This is a genomic window from Cupriavidus sp. P-10 (assembly GCF_003402535.2).
Classification (GTDB): domain Bacteria; phylum Pseudomonadota; class Gammaproteobacteria; order Burkholderiales; family Burkholderiaceae; genus Cupriavidus.
Genome location: NZ_AP025170.1, coordinates 2,436,723 through 2,451,514, shown reverse-complemented (window position 1 = coordinate 2,451,514; position 14,792 = coordinate 2,436,723). Strand labels below are relative to the sequence as shown.

Genomic DNA, 14,792 nt, shown 5'->3' with positions numbered 1-14,792 from the left:
TTCAGAAGGTTCAGCGATCTTCTTCGGGCGCCAGTTCGCGCACGTGGACTTCGATGCCGCCAAAGCGGGCGGCCACCCAGTTGTAGGCCTTGCACGCCAGCCACAGCAGGCCGAAGCCGATCAGCGCATTCAGGATGATTGCGCTGAAGACCGTGATCGCCGGCAGGTCGCCATAGCGGATAAAGGTGACAAACAGGCCCAGCGAAACGATCGGCAGGGAGAAGCACAGGTAGACCAGCACCAGCGCGCGGGCGGTCTTCACGGGGTGGAGGTAGGCGATCTCCTGATTCATGACGGGGAATAACTTGATTGTTGCTGAATCGTGCGCCAAGTGTATCGACTGGCCGACCCAAAGCAAAGCCCGCTGCTCGCGCCGCAGTCGAAAGCCGTGCGCCGGACGCGTCACGGCGGCAAATGTGCATCATAAATACGACACATTGCGACCGCACCGAAGCGGCCGGCCTGCTGCTGCGCTCAGACCAGCCCGTCGAACAGCATGACTTCGACCGGGTCGCCGGCCTTGACCGAGTCCTGCTCGTGGCCGAGCACGATAAAGCAGTTGGCTTCGCTCATCGAGCGCAGTACGCCCGAGCCCTGCTGGCCGGTGATGCGCACCTCCCACTGTCCGTCTGCCGCCGGTGCCAGGATGCCGCGCTGGTATTCGGTGCGGCCCGGCTTCTTGCGGATGGCCTGCGCGCTGCGCACGCGCAGCAGCGGCAGCGGCGGCACGTCGGCACCCATCAGGCGGTGCAGCGCGGCACGCACGAAATGGTAGAAGGTGACCATGACCGCGACCGGGTTGCCCGGCAGGCCAAACAGCAGTGCCGAGTGCCTGCCGTCGCTGCCAGTACCGATGCGACCGAATGCCATCGGCCGGCCGGGCCGCATGGCGATCTTCCAGAACGTGACGTCGCCCAGGCGCGCCATGATCTGCTTGGTGTAGTCGGCTTCGCCGACCGAGACGCCGCCCGAGGTGATGACCGCGTCGGCACTCTCGCAGGCGGTGCGGAAGGCCGCTTCCAATGCTTCGGGCTCGTCGCGAACCACGCCCATGTCGAGCAGTTCGACATTCATCCGCCGCAGCATGCCGTGCAGTGTGTACCGGTTGGAGTCATAGACGCAGCCGGCATCCAGCGGCTCACCGATCGAGCGCAGTTCATCGCCGGTGGAGAAGAAGGCGACGCGCAGGCGCCGGCGTACGCGGACTTCGGCAATGCCCAGCGAGGCCAGCAGGCCGAGGTCCGCTGGCTGGATGATGCGGCCCGCCGGCAGCGCGGCCTGGCCGTGCGCCAGGTCTTCGCCGCGCAGGCGGCGGTTGTCGCCCGCGCGCACGCAGTCGGCGGCAAAGCGGATGCGTGCGCCGTCGGCAACCGTTTCGACGAATTCCTGCGGCACCACCGTGTCGCAGCCGTCAGGCATCACCGCGCCGGTCATGATGCGTACCGTCTGCACGGCCGTGGGCGCGAGCGCGCCGGCATCGCCGGCGAAGGCGCTTCCGATCACTTCCAGTTCGACCATGTCGGTCTGCGCGGCGGCGAGCGCTTCGCTGCGGAAGGCATAGCCGTCCATGGCTGAATTGTCATGGGCGGGAACGTTGATGGTCGAGACGATATCCTCGGCCAACACGCGGTCGAGTGCGCTGCGGACCGGCAATTGTTCGATGCCGCGTACCGGCTCCACCACCTCGCCGATGATGCGGTTGGCCTGGTCCACCGGCAGTGCGGTGGGGTCGTAGTCAGACAGGCAGGAAATGACGGATTGCAGGGAAGGCATGGTGGCTCGGCGGCGGGATGTTTGCGGATGTCGGCGGCTAGCGGCTTTCGTGCGTGCGCAGTTCGTCCAGCGTGTTGATATTGGCGAAGGCCGCGGCGTCGTCGAACATCACCTCGGCCAGCCGGTGCGAGGCGGCCCAGGTTTCGATCTTGCGGCCGCCGCCGGAAAGATATGCGACCAGGCTGTCGAGCGCACTGACCGGCATCAGGCAGAACACAGGTTGGGTCTGGCGCTTGCCGGTTTCATCCAGTGTGACCGGAATCGCCAGTTCCGCGCCTTCGGTCTCGATCGCCTGTGCGAGCCGCGCCACCAGGTCGGTGGGCAGGAACGGCGAATCGCACGGCGCGGTCACCAGCCAGGACGTCGGGCATTGCTCAAGCCCGGCCAGCATGCCGGCCAGCGGGCCGGCGAAGTCGGGCACGGAATCGGTGTAGACCGGCACGCCGAACGATTCATAGGCGGCCAGGTTGCGGTTGGCGTTGATCATCAGGCCGCCGACCTGCGGGCCGAGGCGAATCATCGTGTGCATCGCCATGGGCGTGCCGTGTAGCGGCTGCAGCCCCTTGTCGGTGCCGCCCATGCGGCTGCCCCTGCCGCCTGCGAGGATCAGGCCGGTGATGTCGTCGCGTGCAATCATGAGGGTGCGGCGGCGGGTTCAGCCGCCGATATAGGACATCTCGATCTTGCGCTCAGCCCGTGCCTGGCGGACTGCCGGGTCGCCGCGCTGCTCGGAATAGTTGTCGGTGCGGCCCTGCCACACCTGGGCGATCGCGTTCGAGATCTCCAGGTCGCTGTAGCTGCCGCGCAGCAGTGCGCGCAGGTCATAGCCCTCGGTGGCGAACAGGCACAGGTAGAGCCGGCCTTCGGTGGACAGCCGGATGCGGCTGCAATCGCCGCAGAAGGCATGGGTGACGCTGGAGATCACGCCGATCTCGCCGCTGCCGTCGCGATAGCGCCAGCGCTCGGCAGTTTCGCCGCTGTAGTTGGCCTGCACCGGTTCGAGCGGAAATTCGGCATCGATGCGGCGCACGACCTCGGCGGAGGGCAACACCTCGTCCATCTGCCAGTGGTTGCTGGCGCCGACGTCCATGAATTCGATATATCGGACGATGATCCCACTGTGGCGGAAATGGCGCGCCATCGGCACGATTTCCTGGTCGTTGGTGCCGCGCTTGACCACCATGTTGACCTTGATCGGCGCCAGGCCAACAGCCTGCGCGGTCTCGATGCCGTGCAGCACGTCGGCGACGGCAAAGTCGACGTCGTTCATGCGGCGGAAGGTGGCATCGTCGATCGCGTCCAGGCTGACGCTGACGCGAGTCAGGCCGGCGTCGCGCAGCGAGCGTGCCTTGCGCGCCAGCAGCGAGGCGTTGGTGGTCAGCGTCAGGTCGAGCGGCTTGCCAGAGACGGTCTCGATCTTTGCCAGCATCTCGACCAGGTGCTCGATGTTCTTGCGCAGCAGCGGCTCGCCGCCGGTCAGGCGGATCTTCTCGACGCCGTGCGCGACGAACAGGCGTGCGGTGCGCTCGATTTCTTCAAAGCTGAGCAGTTCCGAGTGCGGCAGGAAGGTGTAGTCCTTGTCGAACACTTCCTTTGGCATGCAGTAGACGCAACGGAAGTTGCAGCGATCCGTCACCGAGATGCGCAGGTCATGCAGCGGCCTGCCGCGGGTGTCGGCCACCAGGCCGGTGGGCGCTTCCAGCTTGCCGGGAATGCGCGGCGTCATCGAATGGTAGCGATGGTCGCGCAGGTCGAAGATAGGAATGACGGATTCGGTCATGGCCTGTGGGTGGGCTGCTCCGGTGAGGGGCCTGGCAAGGCCAGGCCGGGGGAACTGCGGGAGCCCGGATGCATTTGCTGCCATTCTAGCCGAGTGGGCGCCCGGGGAGCCGCATTCCCCCGCATCGCGGGGATTTGCCGTGCATAAAAAAAGGGACAGCCAAGGCTGTCCCTTCTGCCGCGGCGTGGGTGCCAGCGGCGGCACCCAAACCAGGCTTACTGCTGCGACGCCATTTCCACTTCGCGGCCCTTGGTCTCGATCAGGATCATCGGTCCCTGGGGCAGCGGCGGCAGCGGCTTGCGCTCGCGCGGCACGCGCGGCGCCGGCGCGATGCGGGCAGCGGCTTCCTGGGCCGAGCGCAGTTTGTCGGCATCGGTGTGGACCCATTGCAGGCCGGCGCCCGCAAGCATCGGCTCGAGGCTTTCCATCGCGACCGGCGCAGCGGCCGGGGTAGCGGACGCTGCCGGTGCAGCCTGGGCCACCTGGGCAGGCGCGGCGGCCGGCTCCGCGGCGGGCGCGGCAACGACAGGGGCGGGTTCCACTGCTGCGGCCACGACCGGTTCGGGAACGGCTACGGCTGCGATAACCTCGGTCACTGCTGCGGGAGCTTCCGCCTGCACGGCCACGGCGGCCGGGGCGGGCTCAGCCACGGGCACGGTCTGGGGTGCGGCTACCGGTGCCGGTTCCGCTGCCGGGGCCGGCGTCACGTCTTCCGGCACGGCGATGCGGATCGCTTCGACGCTTTCCGCGGCGGCAACAACGACAGCTGCCTGCGGTGCCGGTTCAGCTTGCGGGGCCGCCTGGGGTGCTGCTTGCGGCGCCGCCTGGGTGGTCGCCGGAGCGATGTCTTCGGACTCAGCAGCGCCTTCCAGGGCGGCTTCGCCTTCACCTTGCGCGCCCTGGCCGGTCTCGTCGCGCTCGCGGCGATAGCGGTTGCGGCCGCGGCGGTTGCGGCGGCGGCGTTCCTCGCCGTCGGCGGCGTCTGCGAACTCTTCAGCACCTTCCGGCAGTTCGGCGCGAACGGCCGGCACTTCGTCTGCGGCGGCTTGCGGCAGCACGCCCAGGGCCTGGGCGGCGGCTACGGCTTCCGGCTGCGGCGCTTCGCCGGCCTCGGCTTCACGCAGGTCGCTGCGCTCGCGCTGGCGGTCACGCTGGCGTTCACGGCGTTCCTGGCTGCGCTCGCGGCGGCCTTCCTGGCGGGCTTCGGCGCGCTCGCCCTGAGCACGTTCACCCTGGGCACGTTCACCCTGAGCGGTTTCAGCCTGGCGGGCGACGGCCGGGGTGGCCTGGCCTTCTTGCTGGCGCGGCTGGCGGCCCTGGCGCTCGCCACGGCCTTCGCGCTGTTCGCCACGCTCGCCTTGCTGGCGCTCGGCGCGCTCACCACGCTCGGCGCGCTGTCCGCGCGGCTGGCGGTCGCCGCGTTCCTGGCGCTCGCCACGCTCGCCGCGCTCGGCACGTTCACCGCGCTCGGCACGTTCACCACGTTCGCCACGCTGGCCACGGCCTTCGCCGCGCTGGCCGCGCTCGCGGCGGCCTTCGGCGCCGCGGCTTTCGGCGGCCGCCACCGGCTTGGCCGGCTCAACCACCGGCGCAGGCGCAGGACGCGCGCCGAACAGGCCCTTCAGCCAGGCGATAAAGCCGCCGGCTTCCACCGGCTTGGTCGCCGGGACGGGCGGGGCTGCCGGAGCAGCTTCCGGACGCGGGGCGCGCTCGGGGCGCGGCACGGAGACCGGTGCCGGCTGTTCCGGCGTGATGCCCTTGACCGCGGCTTCCTGGCGCGGCTTGGCTTCTTCCTTGCGGCGGCTGCTGTAGCTGGTGTCGGCTTCCAGTTCCTTGGCGGCAGCCTCGGCCATCTTGTAGCTGGCGGTGCTGTCTTCCAGGCGCGGGTCGTCGTGGCGCAGGCGCTCCAGCTTGTAGTGCGGCGTTTCCAGGTGCTTGTTCGGGATCAGCAGCACGTTGACCTTGAAGCGCAGCTCGATCAGGTTGATTTCCTGGCGCTTCTCGTTCAGCAGGAAGGCAGCAACCTCCACCGGCACCTGGCAGTGGATGGCGGCGGTGTTTTCCTTCATCGCCTCTTCCTGGATGATGCGCAGCACCTGCAGGGCGGACGATTCGGTATCGCGGATATGGCCGGTGCCATTGCAGCGCGGGCAAGTGATGTGCGAGCCCTCCGACAGCGACGGGCGCAGGCGCTGGCGCGACAGCTCCATCAGCCCGAAACGGCTGATCTTGCCCATCTGCACGCGGGCGCGGTCGTGGCGCAGCGCATCCTTCAGGCGCGTTTCCACGTCCTTCTGGGCCTTGCCCGACTCCATGTCGATGAAGTCGATGACGATCAGGCCGCCCAGGTCGCGCAGGCGCAGCTGGCGGGCGATTTCGTCGGCGGCCTCGAGGTTGGTGCGCAGCGCGGTTTCCTCGATGTCGGCGCCCTTGGTGGCGCGGGCGGAGTTCACGTCCACGGAGACCAGCGCCTCGGTGTGGTCGATCACGATGGCGCCGCCCGAGGGCAGCATCACCATGCGCGAGTAGGCCGACTCGATCTGGTGTTCGATCTGGAAGCGCGAGAAGAGCGGCACGTCGTCCCGGTACTTCTTCACGCGGTTCATGTTGTCAGGCATCACCACGCTCATGAAGGCGCGGGCCTGTTCGTAGATCTCGTCGGTATCGATCAGGATCTCGCCGATATCCGGCTGGAAATAGTCGCGGATGGCGCGGATGACCAGGCTGGATTCCAGGTAGATCAGCAGCGGAGCCTTGTTGTCGCCGGCGGCGCCGTCGATGGCCTTCCACAGTTGCAGCAGGTAGTTCAGGTCCCACTGCAGTTCCTCGGCCGAGCGGCCGATGCCCGCGGTCCGGGCGATGATGCTCATGCCTTCCGGCACCGTCAGCTGCGACATGGTCTCGCGCAGTTCCTGGCGGTCCTCGCCCTCGATGCGGCGCGACACGCCGCCGCCGCGCGGGTTGTTGGGCATCAGCACCAGATAGCGGCCGGCCAGCGAGATGAAGGTGGTCAGGGCCGCGCCCTTGTTGCCACGCTCTTCCTTCTCGACCTGGACGATCAGTTCCTGGCCTTCATGCAGGGCATCCTGGATGCGCGCGTTGCGCACGTCGATGCCTTCCTTGAAGAAGGCGCGGGCAACTTCCTTGAACGGCAGGAAGCCGTGGCGCTCTTCGCCATAGTTGACGAAGCAGGCTTCCAGCGAGGGTTCGATACGGGTGATGACACCCTTGTAGATATTGCCCTTGCGCTGTTCGCGCCCGGCAGTCTCGATGTCGATATCGATCAGTTTCTGACCGTCGACGATGGCGACGCGCAATTCCTCCTGTTGCGTCGCGTTGAACAGCATGCGTTTCATCGCAATACCTCACTCCAGAGCCGCGGTTGCACCGTCTGGGCGGTGTCCGCGGCGATCCATGGAGCACGCGAGGGAGCGAGCGAAGGCGCGAGAATTGCCGGAAAGCGCCGTTTCGCGCGAAGGCGAGCGGCTGGGCGCGGGTGAAAGAGAGGCGATGACGTCGGGGTAACGTCCGTGGGGCGGGAGAGGACGCCGGCGGCTGCTCTGGCAGACACTGGCGCGTTCCCGTTCCGGAGGCGATGCTGGGCAGCGGCGCAACTGGCGCCGGCGGCATCGCGGCCGGACCGCGGAAGGCCTAGACGCGTCAAAGAGCAAATTTTTCGGACACGGCAAGGCTGCCAATGCTGCCTGACATCTCCTGGCGGGCGCACCTACTACTTCTTGGAGTTCTGCGACCGGGCGCCGGTATTTCCAGTCAGGCGGCAGGCTGGCCTGCCGGCCGGCACCGTTTCCCGGTGCAGGCGGGACTTCTCTCACCGAAGCGGATGCCTACGGGGCATCCACTCTTAAATTCTGTTTTACCTGAACACTCTGTTCCCACGTCATCGCCTGCTGCGCCGAAGCCTCCTTTGGGCGACTTCCTGCGTGCCGGCGATATCGTGCGTGCTGCTTTTACCGCCATTTGGTTGTCTGGCGCCCGCGCGGATCACGCAATGAAGCGGCGCAGGGCGGAAGACGGGCCGGGTTGGCGGCGACCCCAAGTGTAGAATGCGGTCAATCCAAGATTAATCACGGGATTGATCGCTTACACAGGTCTTGCGCTGCCGGCCCCCGGCCGGAACAGCGAGGAAATTATATTGAAAATGAATGAGTTACGCCATCAAATTGAAAAGCCTGCCGATGTAGCGCCGGCAAGCCCGCAGGTGGCGTATGTCACGATCGATGAAGGCTCTGAAGGCCAGCGCATCGACAACTTCCTGCTGAAGGTGGCCAAGGGCGTACCCAAGAGCCATATCTACCGGGTATTGCGGTCGGGCGAGGTGCGGGTCAACAAGGGGCGTATCGATGCCACTTATCGCCTGCAATCGGGCGACGTGGTGCGAATTCCCCCGATGCGTGTGGCGACTCCGTCTCAATCCGCCGGGGCGCAGCCCGTGCCAGCCAGCGAATTCCCGGTGCTGTTCGAGGATGCTCAGCTACTGGTGGTGAACAAGCCCGCCGGCGTGGCGGTCCATGGCGGCTCGGGCGTTGCCTTCGGTGTGATCGAGCAGTTGCGCCAGGCCAGGCCGCAGGCCAAGTTCCTGGAGTTGGTGCACCGCCTCGACCGCGAGACCTCGGGCATCCTGATGCTGGCCAAGAAGCGCTCGGCGCTGGTCCACCTGCATGAGCAGATCCGCGGCAACAGCATGGACAAGCGGTATTTCGCCTGCGTGGCCGGCGAATTCCCGAATTCGCGGCAGCATGTGAAGCTGCCTCTATATAAGTACACCACGGCAGAAGGGGAGCGGCGCGTACGGGTCCAGGCTGACGGCCTGGCTTCGCACACGGTGTTCAACCGGGTCGAGGCGTTTTCCGGTTTTACCTTGCTGGAAGCGGAGCTCAAGACCGGCCGGACCCACCAGATCCGCGTTCACTTGGCCCATTCGGGATTCCCGATCGTCGGCGACGAAAAGTACGGTGATTTCGCGCTGAACAAGTCGCTGGCGCGCTCCGCGGCGAAGCCGGGCATCAAGCGCATGTTCCTGCATGCCCATCGGCTGGTGTTTATCCACCCGGCAACGGGCGCACCGCTGACCGTCGAGGCGCCGTTGCCGGACGAATGCGTCGGATTCCTGCAACAATTGCGACAACTGCGTGCTCCGGAGTAGGGCTGCGCAATTCACGCCAAAGGACAACCATGGCCAGGCAACAGTTTGACCTGATCGTATTCGACTGGGACGGGACACTGATGGACTCGACCCCGACCATTGCCAAGTGCATCCAGCTTGCCAGCCGCGACCTGGGCCTGCCCGTGCCGGACGACAGCGCGGCCAGCCATGTGATCGGGCTGGGGCTGAAGGATGCCTTGTCGTACGCCGTGCCCACGCTTGACCCCGTCGACTACCCGCGCCTCGCGGAGCGCTATCGCTACCACTTCCTGACCCGCGACGCCGACCTCGTGCTGTTCGACGGCGTGCGCGAGATGCTGGAAACGCTGCGCCGAGAGCATTACTTCCTTGGTGTCGCCACCGGCAAGACCCGCGTCGGCCTGCAGCGCGCGCTGGCCGCCAGCGGCCTGACCCAGCTCTTTGACGCCACCCGCTGTGCCGACGAGACCTTCTCCAAGCCGCATCCGGCCATGCTGCAGGAACTGACGCGCGAACTCGGCCAGGATATGGAGCGCACGGTGATGGTGGGCGACACCACCCATGACCTGCAGATGGCGGTCAATGCTGGTGCTGCCGGGATTGGTGTGTGTTATGGTGCACATCCAGGCGACTCGCTGCGGGCGATGGCGCCGGTGCATTGCGCCTCGTCGATCGCCGACCTGACCGACTGGTTGCTGGCCCATGCCTGAGGTCGGTGCCAGCCAGGGGCCGGTGCGGCTTTGCGCCGCGGCAGACCTGGAAGAGGGCGGGCTGGGGGTGCGCTTCTCGGTGGCGCTGGATAGCCGCGAGATTGGTGCCTTCGTGGTGCGGTTCGACGGCGCCGCGCATGGCTACCTCAACCAGTGCGCGCATGTGCCGATGGAACTGGACTGGCAGGAGGGGCGGTTCTTCGATAGCTCGGGCCTATACTTGATGTGCGCCACACATGGCGCGGTTTATGCACCGGATAGCGGCGAATGCGTCGGCGGTCCCTGCCGCGGCGCGGCGCTGGCCAAGCTGCGCATAGAAGAGCGCGATGGCCAGGTCTTCTGGTTGCCTGAAGGTCCGTACCGCGCCGCCGCGCAAGCGGACGGCGCCTGAATGACGGGCGGCCTGGCCCGCCCATTGTGTTTCCAAGCTTTCCACGAGCGAGTTGCATGACAGAAGAACAGAAGCCGCCTAATGGTCAACCGGGAACATCGGACGAATCGCGTGAACCTGGGCAGGACAATGCGAACCGGCCCGAGTCCGAACGCCTGGTCACCGCGAAGCAGGCCGACTATCCACTGGACCACGAGTTGCGCGCCGGCGACGATGCGGCGCGGCGCGAGCAGCGCGAACGCAAGGCCCGCATGGCTGGGGATGCCCGAGCGGCCGGCAGCGGACCGGTGGGCGCGGCGGGCTGGGAGCGCGAGGTATTGGAAAAGGTGCTGACGGCATCGCTGCGCGAGCAGCGCGCCGCACGCCGCTGGCGCATCTTCTTCCGCTTCGTCGGGCTGGGCCTGCTGGCGCTGATCTTCATCGCGCTGTTCGATTTCAAGGGCGACGGCATCAACACGTCCGGCCGCCATACCGCAATGGTCACGCTGGAGGGCGAGATTTCAGCCGGTACGCCGGCCAGCGCCGAATCGATCAATGCTTCGCTGCAGGCGGCCTTCGCCGACGCCAATGCCGCCGGCGTGATCCTCAAGATCAACTCGCCGGGTGGCTCGCCGGTGCAGGCCGGGATCATCAATGACGAGATCCACCGTTTGCGCGGGCTCTATCCGTCCAAGCCGTTCTATGTGGTGATCGAGGAAATCTGTGCCTCGGGTGGCTATTACGTGGCTGCGGCGGCCGACAAGATCTATGTCGACAAGGCCAGCATCGTCGGCTCGATCGGCGTGCTGATGGATGGTTTCGGCTTTACCGGCCTGATGGACAAGCTGGGTGTGGAGCGTCGGCTGTACACATCGGGGTCCAACAAGGGAATGCTCGACCCGTTCTCGCCGCAGGTGCCCAGGCAGAAGGCCTACGCTGAGACGATGCTCAAGGAAATCCACGAGCAGTTCATCGACGTGGTGAAGGAAGGCCGGGGCGACCGGCTCAAGGACGATCCGGATCTGTTCTCCGGGCTGTTCTGGTCGGGCGAGCGCAGCATCGAACTGGGCCTGGCCGACGCGTTAGGGACTGCCGATTCCGTCGCGCGCGACGTGCTCAAGGCAGAGGATATCGTCGACTATACGGTCAGGGAGAACATCGCCGAGCGCGTGGCCAAGCGCTTCGGTGCCGCGGTCGGCACCGCGGCGATGAAGACCATGCTGTGGAGCACGCGCATGCAGGGCATGCACTGAGGCGCATCGATTGGCCAGGTGAAAAAGGGGCGCCATTGCGCCCCTTTCTGCATTTGCCGGCGTGCTCAGGCGGCCAGCAGCGAAAAGATTGCCGGCCGCTTGTGCAGCTCGATCCGGTCCGCGCGCCAGGCCGACAGTGGCAGCGTGACGATGGTTTCGGTCGGCAGCGTCAGGTCCACCGCCACCGACAGCAGCGTGGTGCCGGCGCAATGCTGGCGCATCGCTTCGAGCAGCGCCGCGTTGCGGTACGGCGTTTCGATGAACACCTGCGTCTGGCTGGACTTGCGCGAGCGCTGTTCCAGCTCCCGCAGCCGCTGCGCGCGCTCGTTGGCATCAACCGGCAGGTAGCCGTTGAAGGCAAAGCTCTGGCCGTTCAGGCCCGAGCCCATCACCGCCAGCAGGATTGAGCTGGGCCCGACCAGCGGGCGCACCCGGATGCCGCGCGCATGCGCCAGCCGCACCAGTTCGGCGCCGGGGTCCGCCACCGCTGGCACGCCGGCTTCGGACAGCAGGCCGCCGTCGCGGCCGGCCTGGATCGGCGCGAGCAGTTCGGCCAGCGCATCGGCCCGCGTGTTGACGTTCAGCTCGCGGATCTCGATCTGCTGGATCGGGCGTGCCAGCGGGGTGGTTTCGCCCAGCTTCTTCAGGAATGCACGGGCGGTCTTGGCGTTTTCGGCGACCAGGTAGTCGAGGCTGGCAGCGATCTGCTGCACGCCGGCGGGAATGACTTCGGCCAGCGGATCGGCTTCGTCGCGCTTGCCGAGGGTATTGGGAATCAGGAAAAGATTGCCGCTCATGGTTAGTTCCGGTGCGTCATGCCGCGAGCAGCGGGTAGCCGGCCTGGCGCAGCATGCCGGTCAGCGCGATCAGCGGCAGTCCGACCAGCGCCGTGGGGTCGTCGGACTCGACGCGCTCGAGCAGCGTGATGCCCAGTCCTTCGGACTTGGCGCTGCCCGCCACGTCATAGGGACGTTCCAGCTGCAGGTAGGTTTCGATCTCGGCATCGCTCAGGTCGCGCATGGTCACGCGGGTCTGCACGTCGGCCAGTTGCACGGTGCCGGTGCGACCGTCCAGCAGGCATAGCGCCGAGTGGAAGGTGGCGGTACGCCCGCGCATGCGGCGCAGTTGCGCCACGGCCTTGTCGTGCGTGCCGGGCTTGCCCATCTGCGCCCCGTCCAGTGTCAGCACCTGGTCCGAGCCGATCACCAGTGCACCCGGGTGCCGCGCCATGATGGCCTCGGCCTTGCGTTGCGACAGGCGCAGGGCGGTTGCCTCCGGCGTTTCGCCGGCAAGCGGGGTTTCGTCGATGTCCGGGGTGGCCACTTCGAAGGGGATGCGCAGCCGCTCGAGCAACTCGCGGCGGTAGGGTGAGCCGGAGCCGAGGATCAGCCTGGGGCGGGGGTCTTGATGCATAAGTGATTGAAGCGTAACAGGAATGAGGCAAGGTTTGCCTGGCAAGACCTTTGACCTCCACAAGGTTTACATCGTATAATCGCGCGTTTTGCCGCATCCTCACCTGGGCGCTGTGCCGCCGATGTGCGCGGCCGCAGTCAGCACAGGCGTGGAATGTGGCGAGCCAGTCATTGCAATACGACCGGAGCCACGCACATGACCCAGCCAATTGACCTGCGCGCGCTCGATCTCTTCGCGTTCTGCCGCAAGAGCGAAAGCCTGAACGGCGACGTGGCGGTGCGGGATTTGCCGCGCATCTTAGCCGAGACCGCGGCGCAAGCGCCAGCCTCGGCACCCGAAGAGACGTTTGCCTATACGGCCACTGGCTTCGTGCGCGAAGAGGCGGCCGAGCCGGGCGCCACGGTGGCGCGGCGGCTGTTCCTCGATGTGACCGTCAAGGGCCGGATGTGGCTGGATTGCCAGCGCTGCCTGACGCCCTACGCCGAGCCAATCGAAACGGCCACGCGCTTCGAGGTAGTGGAAAGCGAAGAAGCGGCAGATGCCGCGCCGATGGACGACGACGATGTCGACGTGATCGCCGGCTCCAAGCACTTTTCGCTGCTGGAACTGATTGAAGATGAGGTGCTGCTGGCGCTGCCGGTGGCCCCCAAGCATGACGCCTGCCCGTCGGTGCACGAGAGCCTCGTGACCGGCACGGACGGCGAGGCCCAGCCCGAAGCTGAGCCAGAGGAAGAAAAGCGGCCGTCGCCCTTTGCGGCGCTGGCCGGCCTGAAGAACAAGCACTGAGGCCAACCGGCCGATTGCAGCGTTCCGCAGGTGGTAGTTGATGAAGCATCCGGCCGGGCCCCGGCTACGCCTTGGGCGGGATGCGTGTGTTAATATTGAAAAATTCTCGAAGGAGTCATCATGGCTGTTCAACAGAACAAGAAGTCGCCGTCCAAGCGCGGCATGCATCGCTCGCACGACCACCTGACGGTCGCCCCGCTGGCCGTCGAGCCGACCACCGGCGAAACCCACCTGCGTCACCACGTCAGCCCGAACGGCTACTACCGTGGCCGCAAGGTCATCAAGACCAAGAACGACTGATAGCTTCGTGGCGTGACATTGCGTCTCGCTCGCGCATGCCTGTAAGTCGGACACAAGACGGTCAGACACAAAAAAGCGGCAAGATCGTTGCCGCTTTTTTGTTGGGCGCTCGGGATAACCACCGGGCGTGGTGTGCGCCGCTGCGCTATCCGTACCAGGAACAATGACGATCAAAATCGCTATCGACTGCATGGGCGGCGACCACGGCGTGTCCGTGACCGTGCCCGCGGCGATCAGTTTTCTTTCCCGCCACGACGATGCCGAGATGGTGCTGGTGGGCCTGCCGGACGCTATCCGGGCGCAGCTGAAGAAGCTGCATGCTCTGGATCATCCGCGTGTGTGCATCGTCGAGGCTACCGAGGTCATCACCATGGATGACCCGGTCGAGGTGGCGCTGCGCAAGAAGAAGGATTCTTCCATGCGCGTGGCCGTCACTCAGGTCAAGGAAGGCCAGGCCGGCGCCTGCATCTCCGCCGGCAACACCGGCGCGCTGATGGCGGTGTCGCGCTATGTGCTGAAAACGCTTGAGGGCATCGAGCGGCCGGCCATTGCCACCACCATCCCGAACCAGGAAGGCTGGGGCACCACCGTGCTGGATCTCGGCGCCAACGCCGACTGCGAACCCGAGCACCTGCTGCAGTTCGCCCGCATGGCCGAGGCCATGGTGGCCGTGGTGGACCATAAGGAACGCCCGACCGTCGGCCTGCTGAACATCGGCGAGGAAGTCATCAAGGGCAACGAGGTGGTCAAGCGTGCCGGCGAACTGCTGCGCGCTTCCGAGCTCAATTTCTACGGAAACGTGGAAGGCAACGACATCTTCAAGGGAACGACCGATATCGTCGTCTGTGACGGCTTTGTCGGCAATGTGGCGCTCAAGAGTACCGAGGGCCTCGCCAAGATGATCGGCGGCATGATCAAGGAAGAATTCACCCGCTCGTGGTTCACCAAGCTGCTCGCGGCCGTGGCCATGCCGGTGCTGTCGCGGCTGGCCAAGCGGCTCGATCCGGCGCGCTACAACGGTGCGTCGCTGCTGGGCCTGCGCGGCCTCGTGATCAAGAGCCACGGTTCGGCCGATGCCCATTCTTTTGAGTGGGCTATCAAACGCGGGTATGATGCCGCCAAGAATGGCGTGATTCCCCGTATCGCACGGGCTTTCGCCGATAAGTCCAGCGCCGCTGGCGTGGCGCAGACCGCCCCGGAGACAGACGCGCCCAGCGCGCATCCCAGCACCCACGCCGCCTGAGCGCCTTGCGCGCCGGCCAGC

General features: G+C 66.3%; 14 protein-coding genes. 7 read left to right on the top strand and 7 right to left on the bottom strand.

Annotated elements, in window-relative coordinates:
• Window positions 1-10: 10 nt before the first annotated feature.
• The 5 genes from CTP10_RS11310 to CTP10_RS11290 form a co-directional block, all read right to left on the bottom strand.
• Complete coding sequence (locus CTP10_RS11310; protein ID WP_116322258.1) at window positions 11-292, bottom strand: hypothetical protein; 282 nt, start codon at window positions 290-292, stop codon at window positions 11-13.
• A gap of 182 nt (window positions 293-474) precedes the next feature.
• Window positions 475-1,773, bottom strand: a complete 1,299-nt coding sequence (moeA, locus tag CTP10_RS11305; protein ID WP_116322257.1) for a molybdopterin molybdotransferase MoeA — start codon at window positions 1,771-1,773, stop codon at window positions 475-477.
• A gap of 37 nt (window positions 1,774-1,810) precedes the next feature.
• A complete protein-coding gene (gene mobA, locus CTP10_RS11300; RefSeq protein WP_116322256.1) occupies window positions 1,811-2,410 on the bottom strand; it encodes a molybdenum cofactor guanylyltransferase MobA in 600 nt (199 codons plus the stop codon).
• Window positions 2,411-2,428: 18 nt separating this feature from the next.
• Complete coding sequence (gene moaA, locus CTP10_RS11295; protein WP_116322255.1) at window positions 2,429-3,553, bottom strand: GTP 3',8-cyclase MoaA; 1,125 nt, start codon at window positions 3,551-3,553, stop codon at window positions 2,429-2,431.
• A 215-nt stretch (window positions 3,554-3,768) separates the two neighbouring features.
• The gene (locus tag CTP10_RS11290) at window positions 3,769-6,909 is read right to left on the bottom strand and encodes an Rne/Rng family ribonuclease (RefSeq protein ID WP_116322254.1); all 3,141 of its coding nucleotides are present in this window, start codon (window positions 6,907-6,909) and stop codon (window positions 3,769-3,771) included.
• Window positions 6,910-7,712: 803 nt separating this feature from the next.
• Here CTP10_RS11290 and CTP10_RS11285 point away from each other — a divergent pair.
• Genes CTP10_RS11285 through CTP10_RS11270 form a run of 4 tightly spaced genes read left to right on the top strand, consistent with a single transcriptional unit; the run spans window position 7,713 to window position 11,029 of the window.
• On the top strand, window positions 7,713-8,717 hold the full coding sequence (locus tag CTP10_RS11285) for an RluA family pseudouridine synthase (RefSeq protein WP_116322253.1): 1,005 nt from the start codon (window positions 7,713-7,715) through the stop codon (window positions 8,715-8,717).
• 29 nt (window positions 8,718-8,746) lie between these two features.
• Window positions 8,747-9,406: an HAD-IA family hydrolase gene (locus CTP10_RS11280; protein ID WP_116322252.1), complete on the top strand. Its 660-nt coding sequence runs from the start codon at window positions 8,747-8,749 to the stop codon at window positions 9,404-9,406.
• Complete coding sequence (locus CTP10_RS11275) at window positions 9,399-9,797, top strand: Rieske (2Fe-2S) protein (RefSeq protein WP_116322251.1); 399 nt, start codon at window positions 9,399-9,401, stop codon at window positions 9,795-9,797. The genes CTP10_RS11280 and CTP10_RS11275 overlap by 8 nt, the downstream gene beginning before the upstream one ends.
• Before the next feature lie 56 nt (window positions 9,798-9,853).
• Window positions 9,854-11,029 carry a S49 family peptidase gene (locus CTP10_RS11270; protein ID WP_116322250.1) on the top strand — a complete coding sequence of 392 codons (1,176 nt, stop codon included), beginning with the start codon at window positions 9,854-9,856 and terminating at the stop codon, window positions 11,027-11,029.
• 65 nt (window positions 11,030-11,094) lie between these two features.
• Here the strand turns inward: CTP10_RS11270 and CTP10_RS11265 are convergent, their stop codons facing one another.
• Window positions 11,095-11,826, bottom strand: coding sequence for an SAM-dependent methyltransferase (locus CTP10_RS11265; RefSeq protein WP_116322249.1), 732 nt, complete (start codon window positions 11,824-11,826; stop codon window positions 11,095-11,097).
• A 16-nt stretch (window positions 11,827-11,842) separates the two neighbouring features.
• On the bottom strand, window positions 11,843-12,442 hold the full coding sequence (locus CTP10_RS11260; RefSeq protein WP_116322248.1) for a Maf-like protein: 600 nt from the start codon (window positions 12,440-12,442) through the stop codon (window positions 11,843-11,845).
• 195 nt (window positions 12,443-12,637) lie between these two features.
• Between CTP10_RS11260 and CTP10_RS11255 the strand changes: the two genes are divergently transcribed.
• The 3 genes from CTP10_RS11255 to plsX all read left to right on the top strand — a co-directional run bounded on the left by CTP10_RS11255 (window position 12,638) and on the right by plsX (window position 14,771).
• Window positions 12,638-13,228 (top strand): YceD family protein, encoded by a 591-nt coding sequence (locus tag CTP10_RS11255; protein ID WP_116322247.1) that lies wholly within the window; start codon window positions 12,638-12,640, stop codon window positions 13,226-13,228.
• Between the two features lie 120 nt (window positions 13,229-13,348).
• Entirely contained in the window at window positions 13,349-13,528 is a 180-nt protein-coding gene (rpmF, locus tag CTP10_RS11250; protein ID WP_029046300.1) for a 50S ribosomal protein L32, read from the top strand.
• A 163-nt stretch (window positions 13,529-13,691) separates the two neighbouring features.
• Window positions 13,692-14,771, top strand: coding sequence for a phosphate acyltransferase PlsX (plsX, locus tag CTP10_RS11245; RefSeq protein WP_116322246.1), 1,080 nt, complete (start codon window positions 13,692-13,694; stop codon window positions 14,769-14,771).
• The last annotated feature ends 21 nt before the right edge of the window (window positions 14,772-14,792 follow it).

Bases quoted from the DNA above. Each gene is read 5' to 3' on its own strand.
- CTP10_RS11310 (WP_116322258.1), bottom strand. From the start codon at position 292: ATGAATCAGGAGATCGCCTACCTCCACCCCGTGAAGACCGCCCGCGCG.
- CTP10_RS11285 (WP_116322253.1), top strand. From the start codon at position 7,713: ATGAATGAGTTACGCCATCAAATTGAAAAGCCTGCCGATGTAGCGCCG.
- CTP10_RS11260 (WP_116322248.1), bottom strand. From the start codon at position 12,442: ATGCATCAAGACCCCCGCCCCAGGCTGATCCTCGGCTCCGGCTCACCC.
- CTP10_RS11255 (WP_116322247.1), top strand. From the start codon at position 12,638: ATGACCCAGCCAATTGACCTGCGCGCGCTCGATCTCTTCGCGTTCTGC.
- CTP10_RS11270 (WP_116322250.1), top strand. From the start codon at position 9,854: ATGACAGAAGAACAGAAGCCGCCTAATGGTCAACCGGGAACATCGGAC.
- moeA (WP_116322257.1), bottom strand. From the start codon at position 1,773: ATGCCTTCCCTGCAATCCGTCATTTCCTGCCTGTCTGACTACGACCCC.
- moaA (WP_116322255.1), bottom strand. From the start codon at position 3,553: ATGACCGAATCCGTCATTCCTATCTTCGACCTGCGCGACCATCGCTAC.
- mobA (WP_116322256.1), bottom strand. From the start codon at position 2,410: ATGATTGCACGCGACGACATCACCGGCCTGATCCTCGCAGGCGGCAGG.
- rpmF (WP_029046300.1), top strand. From the start codon at position 13,349: ATGGCTGTTCAACAGAACAAGAAGTCGCCGTCCAAGCGCGGCATGCAT.
- CTP10_RS11290 (WP_116322254.1), bottom strand. From the start codon at position 6,909: ATGAAACGCATGCTGTTCAACGCGACGCAACAGGAGGAATTGCGCGTC.
- plsX (WP_116322246.1), top strand. From the start codon at position 13,692: ATGACGATCAAAATCGCTATCGACTGCATGGGCGGCGACCACGGCGTG.
- CTP10_RS11265 (WP_116322249.1), bottom strand. From the start codon at position 11,826: ATGAGCGGCAATCTTTTCCTGATTCCCAATACCCTCGGCAAGCGCGAC.
- CTP10_RS11280 (WP_116322252.1), top strand. From the start codon at position 8,747: ATGGCCAGGCAACAGTTTGACCTGATCGTATTCGACTGGGACGGGACA.
- CTP10_RS11275 (WP_116322251.1), top strand. From the start codon at position 9,399: ATGCCTGAGGTCGGTGCCAGCCAGGGGCCGGTGCGGCTTTGCGCCGCG.